General features: G+C 61.3%; 27 protein-coding genes. 10 read left to right on the plus strand and 17 right to left on the minus strand.

Annotated elements, in window-relative coordinates; genetic code table 11:
• Positions 1 to 4: 4 nt before the first annotated feature.
• From trbG to IPK75_13650, 3 genes are read right to left on the minus strand one after another with little or no spacing between them, the layout of a single operon-like run.
• A complete protein-coding gene (gene trbG, locus IPK75_13640; protein MBK8199391.1) occupies positions 5 to 1,000 on the minus strand; it encodes a P-type conjugative transfer protein TrbG in 996 nt (331 codons plus the stop codon).
• Positions 997 to 1,695 (minus strand): conjugal transfer protein TrbF, encoded by a 699-nt coding sequence (locus IPK75_13645; GenBank protein ID MBK8199392.1) that lies wholly within the window; start codon positions 1,693 to 1,695, stop codon positions 997 to 999. Before IPK75_13645 ends, trbG begins: the two co-directional genes overlap by 4 nt.
• A gap of 3 nt (positions 1,696 to 1,698) precedes the next feature.
• Entirely contained in the window at positions 1,699 to 2,304 is a 606-nt protein-coding gene (locus tag IPK75_13650; protein MBK8199393.1) for a hypothetical protein, read from the minus strand.
• 128 nt (positions 2,305 to 2,432) lie between these two features.
• Here IPK75_13650 and IPK75_13655 point away from each other — a divergent pair, with 128 nt between their 5' ends.
• On the plus strand, positions 2,433 to 3,935 hold the full coding sequence (locus tag IPK75_13655; GenBank protein MBK8199394.1) for an IS21 family transposase: 1,503 nt from the start codon (positions 2,433 to 2,435) through the stop codon (positions 3,933 to 3,935).
• Between the two features lie 11 nt (positions 3,936 to 3,946).
• Positions 3,947 to 4,759 carry an ATP-binding protein gene (locus IPK75_13660; protein MBK8199395.1) on the plus strand — a complete coding sequence of 271 codons (813 nt, stop codon included), beginning with the start codon at positions 3,947 to 3,949 and terminating at the stop codon, positions 4,757 to 4,759.
• A 130-nt stretch (positions 4,760 to 4,889) separates the two neighbouring features.
• Here IPK75_13660 and IPK75_13665 read toward each other — a convergent pair whose 3' ends face one another.
• A complete protein-coding gene (locus IPK75_13665) occupies positions 4,890 to 5,408 on the minus strand; it encodes a hypothetical protein (protein ID MBK8199396.1) in 519 nt (172 codons plus the stop codon).
• 294 nt (positions 5,409 to 5,702) lie between these two features.
• On the opposite strand from IPK75_13665, the gene IPK75_13670 reads away from it, so the two are divergent.
• Entirely contained in the window at positions 5,703 to 6,656 is a 954-nt protein-coding gene (locus IPK75_13670; protein ID MBK8199397.1) for an IS630 family transposase, read from the plus strand.
• Here the strand turns inward: IPK75_13670 and IPK75_13675 are convergent.
• On the minus strand, positions 6,628 to 7,224 hold the full coding sequence (locus tag IPK75_13675) for a crotonase/enoyl-CoA hydratase family protein (GenBank protein MBK8199398.1): 597 nt from the start codon (positions 7,222 to 7,224) through the stop codon (positions 6,628 to 6,630). The two genes, IPK75_13670 and IPK75_13675, sit on opposite strands and share 29 nt — an antisense overlap.
• 87 nt (positions 7,225 to 7,311) lie before the next feature.
• On the opposite strand from IPK75_13675, the gene IPK75_13680 reads away from it, so the two are divergent.
• The gene (locus tag IPK75_13680) at positions 7,312 to 7,902 is read left to right on the plus strand and encodes a TetR/AcrR family transcriptional regulator (protein MBK8199399.1); all 591 of its coding nucleotides are present in this window, start codon (positions 7,312 to 7,314) and stop codon (positions 7,900 to 7,902) included.
• 35 nt (positions 7,903 to 7,937) lie between these two features.
• On the opposite strand, the gene IPK75_13685 is transcribed toward IPK75_13680, so the two are convergent.
• Entirely contained in the window at positions 7,938 to 8,378 is a 441-nt protein-coding gene (locus tag IPK75_13685) for a hypothetical protein (protein MBK8199400.1), read from the minus strand.
• Positions 8,379 to 8,385: 7 nt separating this feature from the next.
• Entirely contained in the window at positions 8,386 to 8,808 is a 423-nt protein-coding gene (locus IPK75_13690) for a hypothetical protein (GenBank protein MBK8199401.1), read from the minus strand.
• 152 nt (positions 8,809 to 8,960) lie between these two features.
• Here IPK75_13690 and IPK75_13695 point away from each other — a divergent pair, with 152 nt between their 5' ends.
• Positions 8,961 to 9,404 (plus strand): hypothetical protein, encoded by a 444-nt coding sequence (locus IPK75_13695; GenBank protein ID MBK8199402.1) that lies wholly within the window; start codon positions 8,961 to 8,963, stop codon positions 9,402 to 9,404.
• Between the two features lie 2 nt (positions 9,405 to 9,406).
• Here the strand turns inward: IPK75_13695 and IPK75_13700 are convergent, their stop codons facing one another.
• From IPK75_13700 to IPK75_13740, 9 genes are all read right to left on the minus strand, one after another.
• Positions 9,407 to 9,598 carry a hypothetical protein gene (locus IPK75_13700; protein ID MBK8199403.1) on the minus strand — a complete coding sequence of 64 codons (192 nt, stop codon included), beginning with the start codon at positions 9,596 to 9,598 and terminating at the stop codon, positions 9,407 to 9,409.
• Positions 9,599 to 9,601: 3 nt separating this feature from the next.
• A complete protein-coding gene (locus tag IPK75_13705; GenBank protein ID MBK8199404.1) occupies positions 9,602 to 10,846 on the minus strand; it encodes an alpha/beta hydrolase in 1,245 nt (414 codons plus the stop codon).
• On the minus strand, positions 10,843 to 11,220 hold the full coding sequence (locus IPK75_13710; GenBank protein ID MBK8199405.1) for a hypothetical protein: 378 nt from the start codon (positions 11,218 to 11,220) through the stop codon (positions 10,843 to 10,845). The genes IPK75_13705 and IPK75_13710 overlap by 4 nt, the downstream gene beginning before the upstream one ends.
• Entirely contained in the window at positions 11,217 to 11,885 is a 669-nt protein-coding gene (locus tag IPK75_13715) for a hypothetical protein (GenBank protein MBK8199406.1), read from the minus strand. Before IPK75_13715 ends, IPK75_13710 begins: the two co-directional genes overlap by 4 nt.
• Entirely contained in the window at positions 11,882 to 13,537 is a 1,656-nt protein-coding gene (locus IPK75_13720) for a CRTAC1 family protein (GenBank protein MBK8199407.1), read from the minus strand. Before IPK75_13720 ends, IPK75_13715 begins: the two co-directional genes overlap by 4 nt.
• A 3-nt stretch (positions 13,538 to 13,540) precedes the next feature.
• Entirely contained in the window at positions 13,541 to 13,963 is a 423-nt protein-coding gene (locus tag IPK75_13725) for a DoxX family protein (GenBank protein MBK8199408.1), read from the minus strand.
• Between the two features lie 110 nt (positions 13,964 to 14,073).
• Entirely contained in the window at positions 14,074 to 14,862 is a 789-nt protein-coding gene (locus IPK75_13730) for a putative DNA-binding domain-containing protein (protein MBK8199409.1), read from the minus strand.
• Positions 14,849 to 15,706: a DUF692 domain-containing protein gene (locus IPK75_13735; GenBank protein ID MBK8199410.1), complete on the minus strand. Its 858-nt coding sequence runs from the start codon at positions 15,704 to 15,706 to the stop codon at positions 14,849 to 14,851. Before IPK75_13735 ends, IPK75_13730 begins: the two co-directional genes overlap by 14 nt.
• Positions 15,707 to 15,734: 28 nt before the next feature.
• A complete protein-coding gene (locus IPK75_13740; protein ID MBK8199411.1) occupies positions 15,735 to 16,109 on the minus strand; it encodes a DUF2282 domain-containing protein in 375 nt (124 codons plus the stop codon).
• Positions 16,110 to 16,356: 247 nt separating this feature from the next.
• On the opposite strand from IPK75_13740, the gene IPK75_13745 reads away from it, so the two are divergent.
• The 3 genes from IPK75_13745 (at position 16,357) to IPK75_13755 (ending at position 18,198) form a co-directional block, all read left to right on the plus strand.
• A complete protein-coding gene (locus IPK75_13745) occupies positions 16,357 to 16,950 on the plus strand; it encodes a peroxidase-related enzyme (protein MBK8199412.1) in 594 nt (197 codons plus the stop codon).
• A 46-nt stretch (positions 16,951 to 16,996) separates the two neighbouring features.
• Positions 16,997 to 17,551, plus strand: a complete 555-nt coding sequence (locus IPK75_13750; GenBank protein MBK8199413.1) for a carboxymuconolactone decarboxylase family protein — start codon at positions 16,997 to 16,999, stop codon at positions 17,549 to 17,551.
• Positions 17,552 to 17,646: 95 nt separating this feature from the next.
• Positions 17,647 to 18,198 carry a TetR/AcrR family transcriptional regulator gene (locus tag IPK75_13755; protein ID MBK8199414.1) on the plus strand — a complete coding sequence of 184 codons (552 nt, stop codon included), beginning with the start codon at positions 17,647 to 17,649 and terminating at the stop codon, positions 18,196 to 18,198.
• A gap of 289 nt (positions 18,199 to 18,487) precedes the next feature.
• On the opposite strand, the gene IPK75_13760 is transcribed toward IPK75_13755, so the two are convergent.
• Complete coding sequence (locus tag IPK75_13760) at positions 18,488 to 20,725, minus strand: TonB-dependent receptor (protein MBK8199415.1); 2,238 nt, start codon at positions 20,723 to 20,725, stop codon at positions 18,488 to 18,490.
• Between the two features lie 685 nt (positions 20,726 to 21,410).
• Between IPK75_13760 and IPK75_13765 the strand changes: the two genes are divergently transcribed.
• Together IPK75_13765 and IPK75_13770 are read left to right on the plus strand one after the other, a co-directional pair.
• A complete protein-coding gene (locus IPK75_13765; protein MBK8199416.1) occupies positions 21,411 to 21,929 on the plus strand; it encodes a carboxymuconolactone decarboxylase family protein in 519 nt (172 codons plus the stop codon).
• A 476-nt stretch (positions 21,930 to 22,405) separates the two neighbouring features.
• A complete protein-coding gene (locus IPK75_13770; GenBank protein ID MBK8199417.1) occupies positions 22,406 to 23,047 on the plus strand; it encodes a glutaredoxin in 642 nt (213 codons plus the stop codon).
• The last annotated feature ends 743 nt before the right edge of the window (positions 23,048 to 23,790 follow it).

Here is a 23,790-nt window from a genome sequence, read left to right on the forward strand (position 1 = left end):
CAGATCAGCCTCCGAACCAGCGGGACTTGCGGGTTGCACTGGCTTTCGAAATCCGCACGACCGTCTGGGGCTTTGTCCCATGGCGCAGCTCGGCAGCGCCAAACAGCCGGTCGACGATGTAGTAGCTTCCCCTGACGCGGTAATTGACGAGTTCAGCCTCTCCGGCGGACGACAGCACAAAGAGCGGCGGCATCTCGGAGGCGGAGATCGACGCCGGCATCTGGATAAACACCTGGCGCCCGTCATCGAACACGCGGACAGGTTTCCAGTCCGGCGTGTCGCCGGTGAGGCGGTAGTCGAAGTTCAGGGTCTCGAGGCTGACGCCGCGCCCAGCCGTGACAGCGTCCTCTGCGGCGGCGATCGTGTTGCGGGCTGCGAGCCCCGCCAGCTCATCCTGCGGATAGCGCCAGGAAAGCGCGGCCATGTAAGTCGAGGCGGTCGATTCCAGTTCGAGGTGATAAGTCCGCCGGTCGGTCGCGATCATCAGGTTGGTGCGCAGGCCTGCGGCGACGGGTTTGACCAGGATATGCGCCCTTGCTGCGCTGCCGGAACCGGACGCGGTATCCCCGACCACCCAGCGTACCGTGTCTCCCGCCGAAACCGACACCAGCGTTTCTCCCGGCTGAAGCGCGACATCCGTGACCTGGCCAGGGCTGGCATAGAGGCGGTAAAGGGCGCCTTCCGTATAAGGATAGATCTGGACGGCGTTGACGAAGCCGTCCGAGGAAGGCTCGACAACCGCGCCGGCGCGGCCTTCCTTGATTGCTGCTGTGGGCGTTTTCGGACTTTTCTTGCCGGCTGCCGGTTCAACCGGTTTGAGCTGCCCGGGCAGGGGAAGCGCGATGGCCGTTTCGACAATCTCCACGCGTTCGGACTTTGGCTCTTCCAGTGGGATCGCCGCGATAAAGTTGGCGGTATCGATGACCGGCTCTGGTGGCAGCGGCGTGGCGCAGGCCGCGAGCAGGGCGGTCGCCGATGAGGCAAGCAGGAACCGGGTCATTGTCTTTCTCCTGTGACAAGGTCTTCGCTCCAGCTGAGCGAGCGGACATAAAGGCCGAGGGGGTTGGCGCGCAGGGTCTCGGCATCCTTCGGCGGCTGCAGCGTGATCGTGAAAACACCTGTGAACCGCTTTGCGCCGGTGAGCGCGCCGCCTTCATAGGTCTTCTCGATCCAGCGGCCCTGGAAGCTTTCCTCACTGACGCGGACGATGCTGACGACATCCACCGTGCGCGAGCGCCGGCCAATCGCGGCGAATGGATCATTCTCGCGGGCATACTCTGAGAGCGTAGTCGCCGCTTCAGGTCCGGCGAAGGTGTACGCTTTGAGCCAGTTCTCGCGAACGACGACCGGATCGATCGACAGGCTACGGACAAAGGTGATGAACCCGGCGAGATGATGCGCGATCTGGGCGTCGGAGGGCGCGTAGGTCTCCGTCGCCGGGCCGACGGCCTTCGCCGCGCCCGTCTCATCAACTTCGACGATGTAAGGCGTCACTGTCGATTGCAGGCTCCGCCAGATCAGCGCGCCGGACGTCGCGAACGAAAGCGAGAGACACCCCAATGCCATCAGCCGCCAGTTTTTCGCCTGAACCCGGGCCGAGCCGATCCGCTCGTCCCAGACCTGTCCGGCTTTCTGGTAGGGCGTCTCGGGATACGGTGAGGTGCCATAGTGAGCGGTTGGGCGTTTGAAGCGCATGGGTTATTCGTCCTTGTTGGTCAGGGAGGGGGCGGCGCCCGAGGAGCCGCGATCGCCGTCGCGCAGGCTGTGCATGGCCAGCTGGCGGGCCTCGCCGAGGCGCTGCGAGGCGCGCATGCCGCGAGCCCAGCCAGGGCTTTTCTCGGGCGCGGAGGAGGACGGAGTTTCGGAGGGTGACGAACTCGAGCCGCCGGTGGATTCGAACGCGCCGCGGGTGCCGCGCCGGTAGGCATCGCGCACAGCGCTGGCTGGGCCGGAGGCCGCGCGGCGCACGGTGTCTCCGGCGGCTTGCGCAACGCCGCCAAGACCGGCGGCAAAGCCTGCAGCGCCGGACTTGCCCGAAGCTGTTGATCCGAGATCAAACGCCGTGCGCGCGCCGCCTGCCAGCGAGGCGCCCGCCTTGACGGCGCTCGCCGCGCCGCCGGCAGCCGCGCCCAGCGCGGCCTTGGCGCCAAGACCGGCGGCGACGGTTCCGGCCGCGACACCGGCAGCGGCGCCGATGGCAGAGCCTGCGCCGAGCTGGGGTGCACCGGTGATCAGGCCGCTCGCCATGCCGGGGCCGAACACGCCCATCCAGAGGAAGACAATGGCAGCGAGTACCGTGCCCATAATCTGCGCGAGTGTGTGTGAACGCCGGTAATAAAAGGGGCCACATATTGGTGGTCTGACCGGCGGGATTGCCGGATTAAAAAAGGGCCATTCCTTATAGCCCCTTGCTGGACAAGCGAGGGCGGAGGATGAAGCGCGTGGAACTGTATGTGAAGGTACGCCGGGCCGTTCTGGCAGACGGCATGAGCCGGCGAGCGGCGGCACGGTATTTCGGGATCGACCGCAAGACGGTGGACAAGATTCTGGTGTTTCCTGTGCCGCCCGAACATGGCCGGGCTGGCAGGATCTACAGGCGCAAGCTGACAGGGTTCACCGGGATCATTGATGCGATCCTGTCGGCAGACCGGCAGGTGCATTCCAAGCAGCGACACACGGCGCAGCGCATCTTCGAGCGACTGAAGGACGAGCACGGGTTCAGCGGCGGCTCGACGATCGTGCGCAATTACGTGGCCGAGGCGCGGCTGCGGTCAAAGGAAGTGTTTGTACCGCTGAGCCACAAGCCGGGTCACGCGCAGGCTGATTTCGGCGAGGCGGATGCGATCATCGCAGGCAAGCGCGTGCGGTTTCACTATTTCTGCATGGACCTGCCGCAGTCGGATGCGTGCTTCGTGAAGGCGTATCCGGCCGAGGTCGCTGAAGCGTTCTGCGACGGGCATGTCGCGGCGTTCGATTTCTTCGGCGGCGTGCCGTTGTCGATCCTCTATGACAACACAAGGCTCGCCGTGGCGCAGATCCTCGGCGACGGCCGGCGCACACGCAGCAGCATGTTCTCGGGCCTGCAGAGCCATTACCTGTTCGAGGACCGGTTCGGACGTCCGGGCAAGGGGAACGATAAAGGCAAGGTCGAAGGCCTGGTCGGCTACGCGCGGCGCAACTTCATGGTGCCGGTACCGGTCGCTGACAGCTTCGAGACCCTCAATGAGATGCTGGTCGACAAGTGCGCCAAGCGTCAGCAGGCCGTGCTTCGCGGCAAACAGGCGAGCATCGCCGAACGGTTCAGGTCGGATGCGGAGATGCTCATGGCGCGGCCCGCTTATGCCTTCGATCCCTGTCACATGACGGCAGGCCGGGCCTCGTCATTGTCACTCGTGCGCTACAAGACGAATGACTACTCGGTACCGACGGCCTTCGCGCACCGGGAGATGGTGATCAAGGCTTATGTCGACCGGGTCGACATCATCTGCCAGGGCGAGCGGATTGCCCGTCACCCGCGCACCTATGCCCGCGAGGACTTCGTCTATGATCCGCTGCATTACCTTGCGCTGATCGAGCAGAAGGCCGGATCGCTGGACCAGGCCGCACCGCTGGACAAGTGGCTCCTGTCGCCGCCGGTGCATCGCATGCGGCGCCTGATGGAAGCCCGCAGTGGCAAGGATGGCCGGCGCGAGTTCATCCAGGTGCTGCGGCTGTGCGAGACGTTCGATCAGACGCTCGTCGAGGCCAGCGTCGCGCATGCACTCGACATCGGCGCCATAAGCTTCGACGCCGTCAAGATGATCGCGCTGGCGAAGCTGGAACACCGCCCGCCGCGGCTGGATCTCAGCCTCTACCCCTATCTGCCCTGCGCCAACGTGCGCGCCACCAGCACAAGCAGTTATCTGGGTCTCCTGGGTATGGCAGGTGCCGCATGAGCGAGGACTTCATGCCCCTGCCAGCTGTGGAAACGCCGGCGACATCGGTGCCGCCGCAGGTCCTGCTCGCCAATCATCTGAAGGCCCTGAAGCTTCCGGCGTTCGCACGCGACTATGAGAAGGTGGCGATGGAGGCGGCCGGTGACCGGGCCGATTATCCGAAGTACCTTTTGCGCCTGTGCGAACTTGAGCGTATCGACCGCGAGCGGCGCAGCATCGAGCGACGCATCCGCCAGGCCCGGTTCCCGCACACCAAGAGCTTCGACACGTTCGAGTTCGCCGCCCAGCCTTCGCTCAACAAGGCGCTGGTTCTCGAGCTGGCCCGCTGCGACTGGATCGAGAAGCGCCGCAATGTCATTGCGCTCGGGCCGTCCGGAACCGGCAAGACGCACACCGCCCTGTCGCTCGGCCTTGCTGCCTGCCAGCGCGGACACAGCGTCGCGTTCACCACCGCTGCCGCGCTCGTCCATGAGCTGATGGAAGCGCGCGACGAGCGCCGTCTCCGGCGCGCGCAGAAGCATCTCGCCAGCGTCAAACTCCTGATCATCGACGAACTTGGCTATGTGCCGTTCACCGCGGTCGGCGCCGAACTCCTGTTCGAGGTCCTGAGCCAGCGCTACGAACGCGGCAGCACCCTGATCACCAGCAACCTGCCGTTCGACGAATGGACCAGCGTGTTCGGATCCGAACGCCTCACCGGCGCACTCCTCGACCGGCTGACGCACCATGTCCACATCCTCGAACTGAACGGCGACAGCTTCCGGCTCGCCACGAGCCGCAAGCGCCAGAAGCGATCCACCCCGGAAAACGGAGGCACCGCATGAAATAGGATCAGAAAACCGTCAGCGCCTCACCGTGTGTCTGGCCTCCGCTTCGCTCCGGCCAGACACCCGGCGAGGCGCAAGAAACCAGCCTCGCCTGCGGGGCTTTTTATCGAACCTGACTGGCCCCTTTTTAAACCGGCAAATGGCCCCTTTTTATCCCGGCGTTGACACCGATTTTCTCACGGCGCGCGCTACCGTGGCCGCCTGCATCAAAAATGACGGCGTTGAACCCTTTCGCGGCAATCGCCCTTGCGAGCACCGCCATCTGCACACCGCGGCCAGAGTAGCCATGGACCAGAAGGACAATAGGACCTTCCCCGAAAGACCAACCTGGACGGCTCGCCTGAGGCCCAAACCAGAACGGTGATGCGCCGGCAAGAAGGGCGGCGTCCTGTTCTCGAAGCGCCATCGGGGCCGACGTGCTAAGCCTTTGTGCCAGTATCCCGGTCTGCTCAAGCGCGTCGTCGGAAGCTGCATGGTCTTCGAAAATATTCACAGATAGTTTCGCTTTTTGCTTTTTAGAATGGCGTCTGCAATTGTCGCCCGAATGAAGGTAGATCCGCGTAAAGGACCCTTGGTGAAGCGGCGCTGCCTCTGGCTCTGGAGACAAGGGCTCAATTCCAATTTCGCCCAGACAGATCGAGACCAATGCAGGCAGAGAATCTGATTCAGCTGAACTCCGAGCCCTTTGCGCCATAGTTGTCCTGGGGACCTTCATGCCGCTGCTTCGGTCTGACCTATCTCAACTGCGATCGCTTTCCGGATGGCCGCAGCAACGGGACCACGTAATTTTTGCTTTGCTATGCGGTGTGCGGCCGCATCGATAGCCCGAACAGACTGCAGCGCTGTTGCAAGCGTTGCGTCTAGAGCGTCGCGCGGTCACGCAGAATCAAAGATTCCCAGTTTGAGCGGGTTGTGATTCACTTCTTTCAGGAGGTGGCTCATGGCTGAGGCATATTCGAAGGATCTTCGTCGCCGAGTGGTGGCGTTTGTTGAGCGGGGCAACTCACGGCAGGCCGCGGCACGTCAGTTTGGGGTAAGCCCCAGCTTTGCGGTGAAGCTGCTGAAGTTGTGGCAGGAGACGGGGAGCGTCACGCCTCGCCCTGTGGGTGGCCGGCGGCACGCCAAGCTGGCGCCATATCTGGATTTCTTGATTGGCGAGGTTGAGGCGCAGCCGGACGTGACGATGCCGGAATTGGCGCGCCGGCTGGCGTCGGAGCACGGGGTGACGGCGGCACCGGCATCGCTCTCCCGGGTGCTCTGCCAGGCCGGGTTCACAGATAAAAAAGCGCTTCTGGCAGCGGAGCAAGAACGCGCTGATGTGAAAGCCGCCCGGGCGGACTGGAAGCACTACCGTCAGCCCGCGATGCAGGCCGAACCCGGTCGTCTGGTCTTCATCGACGAAACATCCGTGAAGACTAACATGTGCCGTCTTCGCGGACGGTCTCTGTGCGGGAAGCGTCTGAAAGCAACGGCGCCATTCGGGAAATGGGGTACACAGACGTTCATTGCAGGCCTGCGCTGTGGTGAACTCACGGCGCCCTGGGTCGTCGAAGGCGCCATGAACCGGTCTGCGTTCGAAGTTTACATCGAGACCCAGCTCGCCCCGACACTCTCACCCGGCGATGTCGTCATCCTCGACAATCTCAGCGTCCACTACAGCCAGCGCGCCGAAGACGCCCTCGCTGAACGTGGCGCGTGGTTCCTCTACCTGCCGAAATACTCTCCCGACCTCAACCCGATCGAGATGGCTTTCTCAAAGCTGAAAGCCCATCTCCGCGCCGCCGCCGCCCGAACCTTTGAGGACCTCAATGACGCCATCGGTGATATCTGCAAGCTCTTCACACCAGCCGAATGCTGGAACTTCTTCAAAGCCGCGGGCTATGCGTCCAAATGAAAGCGCGATGCTCTAGGTCTTCAGGGCTGACCACGATGTCTACGAAACCTGCCCGGCAAGCGTCATTCGGTCCGAACATTTCGCCAAGGACGACTGTCCGATTGAGCCAGGCAGGGTGAAGGCGGCTTCGTGCAAGCTCGATCGCAAAGGCGGGCGGGACGATTCCGATGGCGACTTCGTTGAGCCCGATCCGGAGGGGACTTCTCGCTGCGATCCGGAGATCGCTAGCCAGCAATAAAAACGCTCCCATTGGGTAAGCATGGCCTTCAAGCAGCCCAATAACCGGATAGGGAAATTCAAGCAGACGTGCGGCGAGTTCGGCGCCCTGTCTCACCATGTCCTGTAATGCCGCGCGGTCTCCCGACTTAAAAACCGACAGGTCAAAGCCGGCCGAAAAAACACCTGGGACGGCCGACCGCAGGACCACAGGTCCGCCATTGCGCTCGGCGACGTCTAACGCGTCAGAGAGCCTGTCCAGCATCGCCGGCGACATGATGTTTGCCTTGCCATCATTCAGCGCAATCACGCTGATGCCAGCGTTCCATGTATAGCTTACCCGCTCTGGCATTGTGGCAACTCCTTGATCTGAGGCCAAGGCTTGCGAATTTGATTTAGACCAGTCAATATAATCCGAGATTCTTCAGGAGGCAGTGTCATGGCGCCAAGGCAACGCCACCGCGTGCCCGTCATTGACGCAGCGGTGAAACTTTTCCGCCAGCAGGGTTATGCTGCGACAGGTCTCAATGATCTTGTCGATTCCTCCGGCGCACCCAAGGGGTCGCTCTACCACTATTTCCCGGAGGGCAAGCCTTCGATCGCCGCAGCGGCAGTTGAGGAGGCTGGCCAGCGCGTCGTCCGTACCGTCGAGACGCTGGTGCGCAAGACCGGGTCGACCTCAGAGCTCCTTCGGGAGCACGCGCGGCTTCTTGCTGGCTGGATGGAAAAGTCTGGCTACCGGGATGGTTGCCCGATCACCACGGTCATCCTGGAGCTTGCCCCAAGGGACCGGCGGGTCACCGAAGCCGCGCGAAAGGCTTACAGTGCAAGGCAGGCCCTGATTGAAGGAAAGCTCGCTGAAGATGGATTTTCCCGCACTGAAGCCGGCCGTCTTGCGGTGCTGTGTATCTCTGCTTTGCAGGGGAGCCTCATTCAGGCCCGCGTGGATCGGAGCCGCAAACCAATTGAGGCGACCGCTGGAGAACTTGGCCAGCTTATCGAATTGGCGCGGCTCTCTCGCCGGACCTGAACATCAGCCGGCCTGTTCCTCTAACCGGAATAGAGTCAGACCGGTCCTGTGGAGCCTTGTCCGGGAACGGACCGTTCGCCCGCTATCCACCGATAGGCATCAACCAGGTCGAATCCGATGGAGAGGATATTGGTGGTGAGCACTACAACGCCGTAGATGTACTCGGTGCGCCCGATTGATCCTGCATCAGGCCCCGCCAGCCGTGCTGCGATCGCAAAACAAAGTGGGATCCAAACAACAAGATGAGGGAAGGCCAGGGCGCGCGAGAGCCCTCCGAGACGGAGTGCCAGCCACGTGTTACTGACGCCGACCAGGCCGGCGCTGATGGCTGTCCACAGGCCAACTGGCGTGCCAAGTAAGAAAATCGAAGCTGCGTTGACCGGTACGAGCCAGCCCGCAATCCAGAACCTGACCCAAAGGGGAAGGCTGTTGAACGAGCGCGAAATCGACTGAACGACTGACCGGCCAGAAATCATTGCAGCCTCAGGCTTCGGTCGGGGCAGGCCTGGGGCGCGCCAGGTAGGTTACCAGCCCGGACAGGGCGAGCGCGCCGAGGGCCATCAAGAAGAGTACAGGGCTTTCAGCGGCGCCGGGCGAGCTGGATGCAGGGGTGGATATGCCAAGGAAAGTGAGGTGGGCTGCCACAGCGCCGGCAGAAACGAGAGTGGCGAGAAGGCCGCCCCAGAAGCGCCTTGCCACAAGCAGGATGGCGGCGAGGAACTCGAGCGCTCCGGTCAAGTATCGTCCGAAAGGCTCGATGAATGCGAGCGTGAGGCCTGTCTGGTCGCTGACATTGGCTTCGATGATGGAGAAGATCGGTACGTCGCCAGTGAACTTCTGAATCCCCATGAAGACAAGGAACGCGGCAAGAATGAGGGGCGGCGCTGTGACAAGGATCGGGCGCATGAGAGGAATAATCCATTTGTTGACTGGTGAGTCCGGAATATCCGCTCGCCAGACCGTTACGCAAGCGATATCACGAAAATGTCAGTCCCGCAGAGCGAGGGGACAGGTTAAGCAACGGGCAGATTCTGCCGACCCCAGAAGGAGACGAGATCATGAAAACCCTGTTTTCCGCCGCAGCTGTAATGTTGGCCGCGATTGCCCCGCTGGCCGCTTGTGCGGAAACAAAACGGCCAGCCGGAGAAGCGAGCCGTCCGGTTGAGTCGTCCGAGATCGCTGCCGTTCGCGTCTATGCCGACTGGTGCCCCAACTGCCGGGCGCTCGATCCAAAGCTGGACGCCGTTGCCGCGTCCGGAGAATGGGACGGTGTCAGCTTTGTGCGCATCGACTATACCAAGCGCGACAAGGAGGCCGTATTCGCTGAAGCAGACCGTCTTGGTGTTGGCCCGGCGATCCGGACCCATTTTGCAGGCGGTATCAAGACGGGCCAACTCCTGTTGGTCGATGTCCAGAGCCAGGCCGTGATTGATCTCGTGACGCACAAGGAAACAGAGGCCGGAATCTCCGATCGCATTCGGGCGGCACAGACCGGTAGCTGACTTTAGCCCCGCGGCGGCGCCTTGGCCGCAAGCGCACTGAACAGGGAAACGCAGAAGGGCACGACATAGCTCAGGCCCATCTTCCAGAGGTTTGGAAGTTCAAGCGCAGCAACGCGTTCGAACTGGTTGATCAGAGTCAGCAGCGAGCCCACAATCAGGGCGACGATGACTGCTCGGATCAGGATTGGGCGCATTTTTCAAGGGTCCTTCGGCTCGGAGGGCAGCATCGGCACATACTGCTGGTCGATGCTCCAGAAGTTCAACTCACCTTTTTCAAGGGGACGCTCGGGATCGCCCGGATGTGCGCCGGTCCGAATGGTAGCGGCAATATCCGCCAGGACGCCGGGATGGCGGCGGAAATAGTTGTGCGGATCGAACCGGTCGGCGTCTGTGACTGAAATGAAGGAGACGGACCGGACGCCCCGGAATACAGCCTTGGATTCTTCCGACATGGATTCGGCCGTCAGGGCGCCGAAGCGAGGCGCGCCGAAGACCCAGCCGGACAGGCCAAGTGCGTTGTCTCCTGGATTTACGTAGACGTTGATCTGGCCGAACCCCATGCCAAAAGCTTCGGCGACCAGCCGCTGCTCCATCACGCCAAGGTCCATGTCCGGCGCCGCAAGGATCAGGTTTTCGACCCGGTAAGTGTCGCGCATCGACAGGCCTGACCCGCGCGCTTCAATCATCAGCTCCCGGAGTGCGTCTGTTACCAGCGATACGCCCCGGCTGTGCGCGAGGATCGTGACAGAATCGACTTCCGGCGCCGCGCTGATCAGGCGGATCACTTCTTTCAGGTGGAAGATCGCAAAATCCCCATCCTGGGTGTCGCCAAGATAGCCCCATACCGATCGTCCGCCCGTTGGCCAGCTGAACAAGACCGGCACTGAGGCGCGCCCGGAAGCATTCCAGACTTCGAAGAGATTGAAAGCGCCATGGTCGAATGTGTTGTTGAAGCCATGCACGTAGAGCAGCACGTTTCCGGTATCCTGGCTGGCGACCGCCTCAGAAAGCATTCCCTGAAATGCCTTGCCGGCTTCCTGGTACCGCGCAAGGGACGGGCGCTCACGTGTAAGCACGCCGTTCTCGATCGAAAAAGCGAGCGGCGTGCCGGGGAAACGGACGATTTCACTGATCGAGTTAGCTGAGTAAGCGGGACGCTGGTCGCTCTCGCCGGACATAAAGGCGCCATAGGCCGGCGCGTCCATCCCTGTCACCTCGATGCGGGCTTTGCCAGCCGCCATGGAAGTCGATCGCTCAACGCCATATCCGCCGCCGCGAGGTGCCCGGTCCGTGATATACAAGATTTCGCCGGTCATCATGTCTGCAGTGTCTGCGGGCATCTGGCTATACCGGGCCCACCCGGATGGCGCGCTGCCTGCCGGATAGCTGCTGGCGCAGCCACCCATCAAAAGCGTTGCGGCGGCGGCAACGGCGTACTTCATCGGCGGCTCCAGACAGGTTGGCACAGATAAGGTCTGACCCAGATCAACCCCAGCATCCCGGCGGTGATCGTGGACAACAGGCCGGCGAGGAGCAGGGCGATTGCCGGCGTTCCCCCAAGCGCGCCGGCCAACGCGCCCGACACCGAAAGGCTGAGCGTTATGATCCAGCCGGACAGAAACACAGCGGATGCACGCCAGCCCGTAAGCAGCGTCGAGGAAAACATCGCCGCATATCCCCCGAGCGCGAATGCACATGCGGGGACTGAGCCGAGGAGCGGGCAGTCCCCCGCCTCGCCGAGCGGGGCAACAGCCCATGAAAGCGTGGCCAGAAATCCTGCTATAGTCAGTGCGCCAATCAACAAGAGCCGGTTCATCGGCGAGCCCCGAAGCGAAGTGAATAAAGAGATGCGGAGAAGACAAGAACGTGCGCCGTATTCAGCGCTGTCGGTACGATAAATGATGCCGGCTCCGGCCACAGACTGTATGCCGCAAAGATCGCGGCAATGAGGACCGCCGGGCTCAGCAAGGCCATCCAGCGGGGATATCGAGTCCTGCCCGATGAAATCCTCAGTATCCAGATCACCGAGAAGGCAAGGAGCACAAGCCGGAGGACATTGACGAGCGGCTCGTTCAGCACAGAAAAACCGGCGAGCAGGATTGCGTCGGCGCGCCCCGCATTGATGGCCTGTACAGCCATTCCCAGGAAGGCTCGCTGCCCGATCCAGACCGTTCCAATGATGAACGCATAGGCGCACGCTGCAAAGACGATGAGACGGGCGCGGCGATGGCCCGCCAGCAGGTTGGCCGTCAGATGCCAGTATCCGGCAATGTACAGAGGCGCACTCGCTATACTGATGAAATGTCCGAGAAACAGGCGCGCTTCCGGGACGTGCCCAAAGTAGGTGTAATGAGGATCGGCATAGTTGCTGCCCGGTGTGAGCTGGAGCAGGCCTTCTCCGAGGCCTGTCAACAAAGCGCCGGCGAGCCCGGCAAAGGCGTAACCGTAGAGTGGGTCCGGGGGTTGCTGCGCCGGGGTCACGGGCGGGTATCCCTGCGAAGGTCGAGAACCTGTCCGGCAGTCACCGTGTCGAATGACAGCACACGCCCGTCGGAAAAGGTGACACGCAGGCCGTCGATCTGAGGCGCCTCACCCAGACCGATGATCAGGTTTGCGGAACTGTCCGACGCAAGCCCTTGTCCGGGAACAACCTGGCGAACGATCTGACGACCCAAAATACCGGCTTCGATCACCGCGCCATAGGCGGAGGGGGAATCGTCAAAGCGCAAGATTACGCTTCTGGCGTCCGGCAACCGGTTCAGGAAAACGCGCGCAGGACCGTTCAGGTTTACCCAGACAAGATCGGGCCGGCCATCCGCGTCCAGATCGGCCGCAAGCGGCGTGATCGCGAATAGCCGATTGGCGACTCCGGTTCGCTTCTCGACCGGCACAAAGTGATGGCCCCCGATATTGAGAAGCACCTTGCCGGCATAGCGATGAATGACGGCGGGCTGACCGAACTTTGCATAGTTCTGGGCGATGGCAATGTCTTCCATCCCATCCAGGTTGAAGTCTGCGGTAACGGCGCCCCAACCGAAGCCGAGCCGGGCTGCCTGCATGCTCGCGGCGACATCCTCAAACCCGCCTTCACCATCTCCGGCAAACAGCATGTAATCGGGATTGAACCCGGCCGATCCAGGCAGGTCACCTCTCACCAGCACTTCCGGCAGGGTGTGGCCGACATTCGAAAAATAAAAGTCGAGATGGCCGTCATCGTTGTAGTCCCCGGCCGCGATGCCCATCGGATAGGAATACACGGATGGATTTGGGATAGATTCAAGAGGCGGGGCGCCTGGGTTGCGCCAGGTTTCCACGACGCCCGTATCCTGCGCAGCGACGAGGTCGGCGAGGCCGTCTCGGTCAATATCCGCAAACACGGCCGTAAATGTGTTGTGTTGGCGGCGCAGGCCCCATTCCGAAGTCGCATCCGTGAAGGCGCCCTTGCCGTCACCGATCAGGAGATAGGCATATCCTCCGTACGCGCGCGTAAAGATGGTCTCGCCTTCGACGTCACCATTCCGGATATACCCCGACAGATAGAGGTCCGCGTGTCCGTCACCGTTGATGTCTCCAGGGCTTATTGAAATGATGGTCGTACGGTCGCTGTCCGGCGGAACAAATACACGCTCTCCCCGGGAAAATGAGCCCCCGGAATTGCGGAACAACCAGACGCCGCTTTCGCGCGCGAGCAACAGGTCCGGCAATCCATCGGAATCAATGTCTGTCGAGGTGCCCCCCATTGTTGCATCATGCGCGTCCTTGTCGAGCGCATGGCTCGCGGGCAGGTCTGTCATTGACTTGAAGTCGGGAGCCAGCGCGAAGACGCCGTCAGCCTGGCCGCGTCCGCCGCCCAGCACGATCTCGTCCCGGCCGTCCGCATCCAGATCAATGACGATGCCTGCCATGAAGGGCAGGGATCCGGTTTTTTCGGTCAGGTCGGTGCGGTTCTGGAAGTCAAGCGCAACCGGCACGAACGTGAGTTCCGTCTCGCCCTGAGGCGCCCATTCAAGCTGGAAGAGGCGCAGTCCCAGCCAGCCGGAGCTCAGCACAAGAGCGAGAACCGCACCGATGCCCAGCGCCCCGCACCCGTACCAGAAGTGTCTGAAGCTGATCCTGAATGGCCCCCCTGGCATGGATCAGGCCTTCCGGGCGCCGTCTAGACCGAGCAGTCGGTCAAGCGACCAGGTGCCGGGGCCGCGGGCCACGAGAACAAACAGGATGGCCGCCCACCACACATGGCTGCCCCACCAGCTGTCAGCGTCCGGAAATACCAGACGCTCGATGACCAACGTCATGGCCAGAAGGCCGGCTGCAGCAAGGCGCGATGTGAGCCCGAATACCAGCAGGATAGGTAAAAGGATCTCCATGATCCCCGCCATGTTTGCAAAGCGCTCGACGATCCACTGGGTCGTCGGTGCATATGTGCCTTCCGCCTGGTCGCTGCAAAGGACGAGGGCGCCGGGCCTTGTCTCTTCGGGGCAGAAGAATTCGTAGAGGAACAGATCATATTTGTCCGGGTTGAACGACAGGAACCCGTTCCACTTTGTCAGGCCGGACATGAAGAAAACCCGCGCGACTGCAAGACGCGCCAGGAAAAGGGCTGCCGGTTCAGCGAGGTCAGCCTTCGTAGCAAGCCATGAATACAAGGTGCGAGCGCGATCAAGAAGTGTCACTGGGAGTCCCCCGTTGCCGTGTTGATGTCAGTTATGAAGCCGGCCGCCAGAACCCCGGCAATCAGGCCGGGAAGATTCTCGCCAGGTGCAAGAGCAAGTACGCGCGCGCACGCCGTTCCAAGCGCGTCGCCGTTTCGCAGCGATTCAATAAACGCTGCGTAGGACGCAGGGAGTTGCCGTGCGCTGACCTCGTGTCCAGGCCTCCAGAAAAGGACAGCGTCATCTTGCTGGAGCAGTGTTCTTGCCGCCTCGCTGAAGCCTTCCTCGCCGGCCTCTTGCCAAAGCTCCCAAAGGCGCCACCGGGTTTTCACCAGCGTAGCGCTCGGATGGAAACTGATCCGTGCGGAGATCAGTGCCTCGTCACCGAGACTTTCCAGCGCGGTCGGAGCGAGCAATGCACGGTCAGCTGCGAGGTGCGCCCCCAGCCATCCTCTGTCCAGTCGGGCAAAGTCGCCCAACCAGGCAAGCCCGTGCTTGTTGGCGGCATCATCGATGAAGTCTGGTAGCGCGTGTCCGTAACCAACCAGGCTGTGCTGAACGGGCGGGTGCTGGTCGATATACGCATGTGCCAGGCCGCGAAAGAACGTATCGCCCACGACCTTCGCGAGCCGCTGGTAGTTTGACCTCAGCGCATCGGTGCAGGCGGCTATACCGGAATTGCGATAGACAAGCGCGCGCTGGCCAGGCTCCCTTCGACCGACCATCAGCCAGGCCAGATCGGCCGGCTGCGCGCCGCGGCTCGCCAGTCCCGAAAGGAGGAAGATATGCTGCTCAAGCGGCGTCATGCGCCATTTGTTTCTGCCGGACGATCAGGGTCTCGGCGCGGCTTCTTTCACTCATCAGGTCTTCGAACGGCGGAATATGAGCGTCCCGTTCTATGAGAACGGGTTTCGGACCCCAGTGCTCGAGGGCGAACTTTAGAAGGTGCCAGACGCCGCCGCTCACCGGTTCGTCGTGGCTGTCGATCAGGAACTTGCCGCCAAGGACAGGATCGGGAGAATGGCCGGCGACGTGGATTTCTCCGACCAGTTCGCCCGGTATGGCGCGAACATAGGCATAAGGATCCACGCCGACGTTCGCCGCGCTGATCCAGATATTGTTTAGATCCATCAACAGTCCGCAGCCCGACGTCCGGGAGATCGCGACTAGAAAGTCCGGCTCATCAAGTTCGCTGGCGAAGGGGAGATAGTTCGTGGGATTCTCGATCAGGATTCTCCGGCGGAGGGATGACTGGAACATGTCAATCCGGTCAGAGAGGTGGCTCAGCGCTTCCTGCGTTCGCGGGAGTGGCAGCAGGTCGGCATGATACCTGCCTTCATGCGCGGAGAAAGTTGCGTGTTCGGACACTTGTTCCGGTTCATAGCGGCTGATGAGCTGCTTCAGCCGGGAGAGGTGATCCGGGTTGAACGGGTCCAGGCCGCCAAGCGAGGCGCCGACACCATGAAAGCTGAGAGCGCGGTTGGCGCGCAGGGCTTCCAGCCAGGCAAGCCGCGGGCCGCCATCTACCATGTAGTTTTCAGGATGTACCTCGAACCACAGCCCGTCGCATCCGGTCTCAAGCGCTGCCCGGTAGTGATCGGGTTTCAGGCCAAGACCTGCGTGGAGGGGAAGGGACGGTGAGGGGGACATTGCTGTGGTCCGAGGATCCTGTACTCGATCAGGCCGGGTTTGCGCGATCAAGTTCGCCAAGCGAAGCCGGGCCGGCAGGCGTCTGAATGAACTCGCAGGCGCCCTTCGGGGCGTAAGTCCAGGAATTGCCCTGGAAGTCTACCGTCGATGTGCCTTCGCAGCTCGTGCCCTTGCCAGCCTTGCAGTCGTTTTCGCCGGCCAGCGCAATGCCGTAACACTTGTCCTTGCGGCCCGAGAGGCGCTCGCCGCCTTGCCAGGAAGCGAAGTCGGCCTGGATTTCCGCAGGTGCATTCGGCGCGAGCGTCAGCTGCGTGTTCGGTTTGGCATAGGCTGCGCCGCTCGCGGCAGCTGCAAGCGTGAGGCTGGCCAGGATCGATTTGGCGATAAAGGAGTTCTGGGACATGAGGGTTTCCTCTGGGAGTTGCTCTTTGGGTCCCGCGCGGTTTGCTGCGGAACGCCTTCTGCCTAGCCTTCGCGCTGCATTTTCCAAACTCACGAACCCGTGCTCGGCGTTCACGAACCCGCGATTAGTGACTGTGCAGTCAATAATAGTCTGATACCGACCCTTGAACGATCGGTCGACGGCGTGAAAGAATGTCAGTTGCAGCGGCGTCAATTCGTCAAATGCGGGCCCGGATCGGAGATATTTCATGCCAAACTTCCCCTCTCTCAGTGAAGGCGCCCACCTCAAGGATGTTTTTCTGCGCTTTCCGAGAGGGGTTACGCCCCTTCTACACTTGCATGACGATGTGCTCCGGCGGGACAGCGAGCTGTCCGTCGCCGACCGGGAATTGATTGCGGCCTGGGTATCCGGGCTCAATCAATGTCGCTTCTGCTTCGGCGCCCACCGGGTCATGGCAGAGGCTTTCGGTGTCAGCATGGACCTGATCGACGCTTTGTTTGCAGATCTGGACACTGCGCCAGTTCGCCCGGAACTGGCAGAGTTGCTTCGATTTTCCCGGAAATTGACACTTGCGCCGGAACGCGTCGTGCGAAGCGATACACAGGCGCTGTTTGCTTCAGGATGGAGCGAAGCGGCTGTCTATGACGCCGTTATGGTGGTCTCACTTTACGCGTTCATGAACCGGCTTGTTCAGGCCGCGGGAATCGTTCCGGGTGCTGAGTATGAAAAGCCGGATGCGGCAGCTCTCGAGCAGCGCCGGAACGGCGGGTACGCCGACTGGGGTAGGCGCGAGGGGTTGATGGCGGACAAGCAAGAATCTTCCAGGCCAATTATTGACTAGTCAGTAAACAATACCCACTTCGCCCTCTCCATATCAGGAGAAAGCCATGTCCAGTTTTAAAATCCACGATATCGATACCGCGCCGGAGGCTTCCAGGCCACTGCTTGAAAATTCTGCGAAGGCGTTCGGCCGAATTCCGAACCTTCATGCCGTTATGGCAGAAAGTCCGGAGCATCTGGAGGCATACAAGATGCTGCATGCTCTCTTTGAGCGCTCCAGCCTCAGCAAGGTTGAACGCAATGTTGTCTGGATGACCATCAATGTCGAGAATGCCTGCCATTATTGCGTGCCAGCCCATACCGCCATCGCCCTGATGCAAGGCGTCGATGCCGATATCGTCGACGCGCTCCGGTCCGGAACTGCCCTGAAGGATGCTCGTCTGGAAGCCTTGCGGCAATTCACGCTCGCGCTCGTTCGTCAGCGTGGCCGGCTCGAAGATGCCCAGGTCGCGCAGTTCCTTGGCGCAGGTTTCACACAGCGGCATATCCTCGATGTTCTCCTCGGGCTGGCGCAGAAGACCATGTCCAACTACGCTAACCATCTTGCAAATACGCCCGTGGACGAGGCGTTTGCGAAGTTCGAGTGGACGGTTCCAGCTTGAGGTCAGGGCTTTGTGAAGCGAATGAGGAAGCGCGGCCTGTCGCCCGACGCGAGTAGGCACTTGCCTTACTGCCATACGGGACACATTTAGCCTGTATGGCAGGCAGACCGCGCAACTTCGACCGAGACATCGCACTGGACGCATTTGTTGATGTGTTCTGGACCCATGGGTATGCGGGCGCAGACGTGGACAAGCTGCAGGAGTCTGCTGGGATCTTGCGCGGTAGCTTCTACCGGGCTTTCCACGACAAACCGCGGGCTTTCAGCGAAGCATTTGGCAGATATCTCGAACAGATCTTGATGCCCCGCCTTACAATGCTTGAGCGTACGGATTCAGGCGCGCTTCCTGATTTCATCCAGGCGGTTGGCGCTTTTGTCGCAACGCAGGGGAACCGAGGCTGCTTCTTCTCGGAAACCTTGCTGAACGTGTCCGAACTGGACGGGGACGTAAAGAAAACTGTCCTCCAGGCTCGCTCTCAGTTGTTGCGAAAGCTCAAGAAGCTTGCTCGCGGCGACGCCGGTCTGACAAACTTTGTTTTTGCTTCGGCGCTTGGTCTGCATGGTCTTGCGCGGAGCGGAGCGACAAGAACCGAGATTCGCCGGGCATCGCGCGAAGCTGCAGACGCGATCGCGATTCGGCTCAGCTGAATAGCGACCCCTCATCTGGTCCCCGCGAGTTGTGTCTGGGCGCTTTGAGGGACCGTGCAATTGCATGTCTGGCCTCCTCTCTCCGTTTGGCCTGACCCCATAGACTATCGGCGCCCGCTGCTTCATAGAAAAGCCTGTCGCTGCGACCGGCAAAATGGGTCTTAATCTGCTAGTCGCCGAAGCAGAGTTGAGCGGAGTTACGCCCTCGATCAGAAGCTGTGTGCGGCGAACGCGTTGATTATGCCAAGTCCCGGCACGAGACCTTTCGGACCTCGTGCCGGGCAGGGGATTACATCGTCCAGCCGAGTTCTACGCCATAAATGCGCGGCTGGTTGAAGATGCCGGAGAGGTTGTTGAAGTCGATGGCGGACACCGTGCCGACTTCATCCGTCAGGTTACGGACGAAAGCCTTCGCCGACCAGGGGCCCTGGCGATAACCGAGGCTGGCGCCGCCTTCCCAGCGGCCTTCGGCCGTGAACTCGATGGACTCGTAGAGGAAGATGTTCGAGTCCGACCGATAGGACCAATCGGTGGTGGCAAACAGTTCGCCGCCGCGGAAGTCGCGGGTATAGTCGAAGGCGAAGTTGGCGATCCATTCCGGTGCCTGTGGGAACGGGTTACCATCGATCAGCGCGCCGCCGGTCACCGGGTCGATCGGATCGAGCACGGTGCAGGCCGAGCCGCAGATGCCGGCGGTAAGGCCAGGATCGTTGATTTCGGTGTTGTTGTAGGAAAGGCCAGCACTGAAGGCGAGGCTTTCGGTTAGGAGGGCGCGGATGTCGGCTTCAAAACCGTAGCCTTTGCCTTCTTCGGCGTTGAGCAGCTGGTTGAAGTTGCCGGCGCCGCCGATGGCGGTCAGCTGCAGGTCTTCGACCGTGTAGGCATAGACGGCGAGGTTGGCGTCAAGGCGGCCGTCGAGCAGCGTGGTCTTGAGACCGGCTTCGTAGCTGTCGAGGATTTCGGAATCGGCGGTCGTGATGACGTCGCCGAAAACGAGGCGGCCCTGGATCGACGGGGCGCGGAAGCCCCGGGCGATGCGGCCATAGAGGTTGGTGTCGTCATTGACTGCGTAGGTCAGCGAGGCATCCCAGGAGAGCTGCTCATCGCCGACGCTGACGGGGGGCGGGCTGAGCGGCGGCGCGCCGAAGGGCGAGCCGACGCGGCGGGCGGTCAGGTCTTTCGATTCGTCCGTGTAGCGCAGGCCGACCTGGCCGGTCAGCCGGTCGGTGAGATCGTAGGCGAGGTTGCCGAACACGGCGACGGATTCGGTGTCCTGGGTCTGGAAGGCCGAGCCGTTCTCGATGCCGCCCGCCAGCGTGTCATAGCTGTAGGAGCTGATGTCAATTTCCTCGTCGAAGGCATACAGACCGGCGGTCCAGCGAAGGGCCGCGTCGTCGCCGTTCGACAGGCGCAGTTCGTGCGTGATCTGCTGGTGGTCGTCGATACCATCGGCCGATTCGGCCGGGAACGGAATGAAGCCGGGGGTCGAACCGGTGGGCAGGAAGGCTGCGCCGGCGCCGCCATCCACATCTCCGCGCGAGAAGGTCTCGACGGTTTCGTAGCCCAGGAGGTAGGTCAGTTCGACGCCGGAGAGATCCCAGTCGGCGCGCGAGGTGAAGCCGAAGACGTCGGTTTCGAGGGTCGAGTAGATCTGCGCGTCGGCGAAGTTCTTCTCGCGGTCGAAGCCCGGGCGCGGGCCGGCCGAGCCGGTCTGGAACGCATTGGCCTGGAAACTGACCTGGCCGCCATCAAGCGTGCGGCCGTGCAGGTTCCCGAGCCAGGTGAGGTTGTCGGTGACTTCGACCTTGGCTTGGGCGCGCCAGGCGAAGTCTTCATAGCCGCCGGCATCGGCGCCGCCGGTAGGCAGGGCGGTTTCGATATAGTCGTCGCGGGTTTGGAAGACACCCGAGAGGCGCAGGGAGACCTTGTCAGAGACCGGACCACCGACGGCGCCCTCGACGTTCGCCGTGCCGAAGGTGCCGTAGGAGGCGCGGACATAAGCATCGAGTTCATCGCCCGGCTTGACGCTTTCGAACTTCAGGGCGCCGGCCGGTGTGTTGCGTCCAAAGAGCGTGCCTTGCGGACCCCGCAGGACTTCGACGCGCTCAGTATCGAAGACCGGGAAGCCTTTGAGAACCGGGTTCTCGTAGACGATCTCGTCATAGATGAAAGAGACCGGTTGGGAAGCGTTGAAGTCGAAGTCGGTGTTGCCGAGGCCGCGGATGTAGGGGCGCGGGAAAATGCGGCCGAAGGACGTCTCGATGATCAGGCTGGGCACGCGGGCGGTGAGAAACTGGATATCTTCGCCGGCCTGGCCGTAGGCCTGCAGCGCCGACTCGTCGAGCGAGGTGAGCGAGACGGGCACATCCTTGATGTTCTCCTCGCGCTTGGTGGCGGTCACGGTGACCGACTTCAGCTTGAGGGCGGAGTCATCCGGCGCGGCCTCCTGGGCGAGCGCGGCGGGGGCCAGCAAGGCGATGGCGCAGCAGGACGCCATTGCGGCCCGCCAGGTGCGTGTAAGTTTCATGTATGGTCTCCGGGGTGACGTGAACGCGCGTGCTGCGCCCCGGTGCGCATCAACAGGTATGACGGAAAATTCTCAAGGGGATGACAGGAATGTGAACGCGATTCTGGCGCCGCAGTGTCGCTCTGAGCACGCTCGCCTTCCAGGCGAGTTACGAAGCAAGCGAACACAGTTTCTTCCTCGAGATTGGAGCTTGGCGCTAATAAGACTTCCCGCCGCTTGAGCCGTCTCACATTTTGCGTCTGAAGCTGAAACTCATCCGGAACCAGAGTGAGCTGTCAGGCTTGGAGCGCGTTCGCCGCGCGCAAGTTGACGGGCGCCTCGGTTATGACGGCCCCAAGCAGTCTCGCGCTACAGCCAAATCCTCGAACGCAACCGCTCATCATTGGCTATGTCATGTCATTGGTGGTGAGTGCTACGATGAGTTTCCGATACGCTGGCATCGAGGTTGGCGATCATTCTCCCGACATGGTCTGATCTAAGAAATGTGCCGAATGAGGCGTAACTTGAAAACAGCATTAGCTCGGACGAAACTACGTGCTTCGGCCCGAGAGGTTTTGCAAAGACCGAGTGAGCACCCACGACGTTAGTAGGGAAAAAGGAGTTTCTGCGAATGGCACATGTTTCAATAGCGCCGGATGACCAGCTTGAGCAAAATTCGGCGCTGCTGGGCCTGACAGGGGCGGCGATGGGCTTTGTTCCAAACTCACTGAAAATCATGGCGCGCAATCCCGCGTTGCTCCAGGGATTCATGGGATTGACGGTTTCCCTGATGGGCCCCGGCGCAGCGCTTGCACCGGACCTGCGGCAACTGATTGCCCACATCGCAAGCGCTGCAGCGGGTTGCCGGTATTGTCAGGCCCACACCGCGCATGGCGCAGAGCGCGCGGGTGTTTCAGCGGCGAAGATCGCGGCCGTTTGGTCGTACGAGACGAGCCCCCTCTTCAGCGACGCCGAACGTGCCGCACTTGCGCTGGCGCAGGCTGCCGGCAGTGTTCCGAATACGGCAGACGCAAACCACTTCGACACGCTGAAGATGTATTTCTCAGAAAACGAGATTGTGGAGATTGTAGGTATTGTTGCTCTATTCGGTTTCCTTAATCGCTGGAACGATACATTAGCTACCCCTTTAGAAGAGTCCCCGCTGACTTTCGCCGAGTCGCATCTCGGGGCGAACGGTTGGGTCGTGGGCAAGCACGGCGGATAAATAAAGACCCCGCCTGCTGCGCTCCTTTTCAGCTTTTGGATAAGGTGCTTGCCTTTTCCAGGGGGGGGGCAATTCGCATCCGGCCAATGGAAACTAGCTCGAACACGCCGTGTACCGATCAAACGGCGAGCCGCGGTGCGTACGGGCCGCTTTTCCTTTCAGTTGGTTGGCCCGGGGTGAGACGTGTCGTGTATCAGGCTTGTAGCGTTCACGTGCTCGTGTGCCGACTTCAGCTGTTCGTGAGTATTGGTGCGGTCCGGCCAGGCGTACGTTTGCTTCATGGCCAGAATGCAAAGGAGATGCGCCATGAACCACGCAATCGAACGCGCGATTATTTTCTACAGATTGACCCGGGGTCCCCTGCGGTGCCTTGCAGCTTGCAATCCTTGTGGGCGAACATCCCTGCAATCAGAAGCCACGGGATCCGATCCAAAGTCTCTGCCCGGCAATCCTCGTACTGAAGCGCGGAGCAAATCATGAGCAAGCGGACTCAACAGCCCATACAATTCTACCGGAAACCAGCGAAGTTGACGCTCTATCGCTGGGCGGGTCAGTGGGGCCCTTTCAAAGTAAAAGTGCCGTGCGGCGAGTGCACCCTGACCAAAGACGTCATCATGGACGTACTCGAGAATGAGCTTGCCAACGCGGTGGTCGATCTCGAAGTCAAGGACTGGCTGAGCCATGTGCTCGAAGCATTCATGAGAGGCGCGAGGCACGCTCCGGCAGTTTTGCTGAACGGCAAAGTAATATCTCAAGGCGTCGCCCTGAACCGCGGCCTGCTCGCGGAAGCGGTCATGGCGGCGCACGTCGCACAGTTCCCGGTCAGTGGCACACATGTTTTTGGGAAAGCAAATTGCGGCTACTGCAGCAATGCCAAGGCCAGCCTCGATGCGGCGGGTGTGCCGTATGTCTATCACGATGTTGTGCGCAATCCGGGCGCAATGTACGAGATGATCAGTCGGGCCAAGGCGATCGTTGGTCCCAAAGTGCCAATCACGACGCCTCAGATCTGGATCGATTGCAAATACATAGGTGGCTATGATGCTTTGGTTCGCTTCGGCGACCGGTTCCAGTCAGCGTCGGTTGAAGGGACAACGCGCTCCCAGACAGCGGCCTGACATTTGAGTAGTCATTGCTGGACGCGCTTGCTGTATCCCGCCTCCGAAGTCATTTCGCCAGCGTGATTTTAATCCTCTCTCTACTAGCGTCCATCATATTGGCTTACTTGGACCTCGTGGAAGACTACTGGCGAAAGGTACCTTTCGCCATCGGGGCACTTTCCATTTTATCGACGTCGTCGCAGCCATCATCATCACCAAATGGCTGATCAAGGCGGAACTTTGAAATCCAACAGTCAGGGCGCTTCGAGGATCAGCGGTCTCGCCTCGTAGTTGCTCGGAGGCTCTGCCTGACTATCAGGCAGAACAGGCCGTGCTATGGTCGCCCATGAGCCGACCGGCAGCCTTCGACTGACGGCGGCTAGGTGCTGATCATGTGCCTTAGCGGCAGGAGTGAGACCATCCTGCTAGGCGCGGAAATTGATCATCGCAGGCAGCACGGCCCATTCCTGCCCCACGGGTATCTGAAGCGAATTCCGTAGCTGCTGCGTGCAATTGTATCGGCGTCGCTGCTGCGCGGGTGGTTAATATAGCCGCTGGCGGCGTGGTTCGTGAAATCGACAACAGGTTTTGGCCTGCACCGGTAGTTCGCCACCTTTGTCTCATCCTTGGCCGCCAGTCGGGTCAGCGGGGCGCATGGGTGTGTGCGCTTTCGGCACTGGCAAGGCCGCAGATACCGGCGATTCCGGCGATTGGCCTGCGAATTGCTTCGGGCATCGCCAGCTACATGGCAGCTTTGTGCC

Source organism: Acidobacteriota bacterium, from assembly GCA_016712445.1.
Taxonomy (GTDB): domain Bacteria; phylum Pseudomonadota; class Alphaproteobacteria; order Caulobacterales; family Hyphomonadaceae; genus Hyphomonas.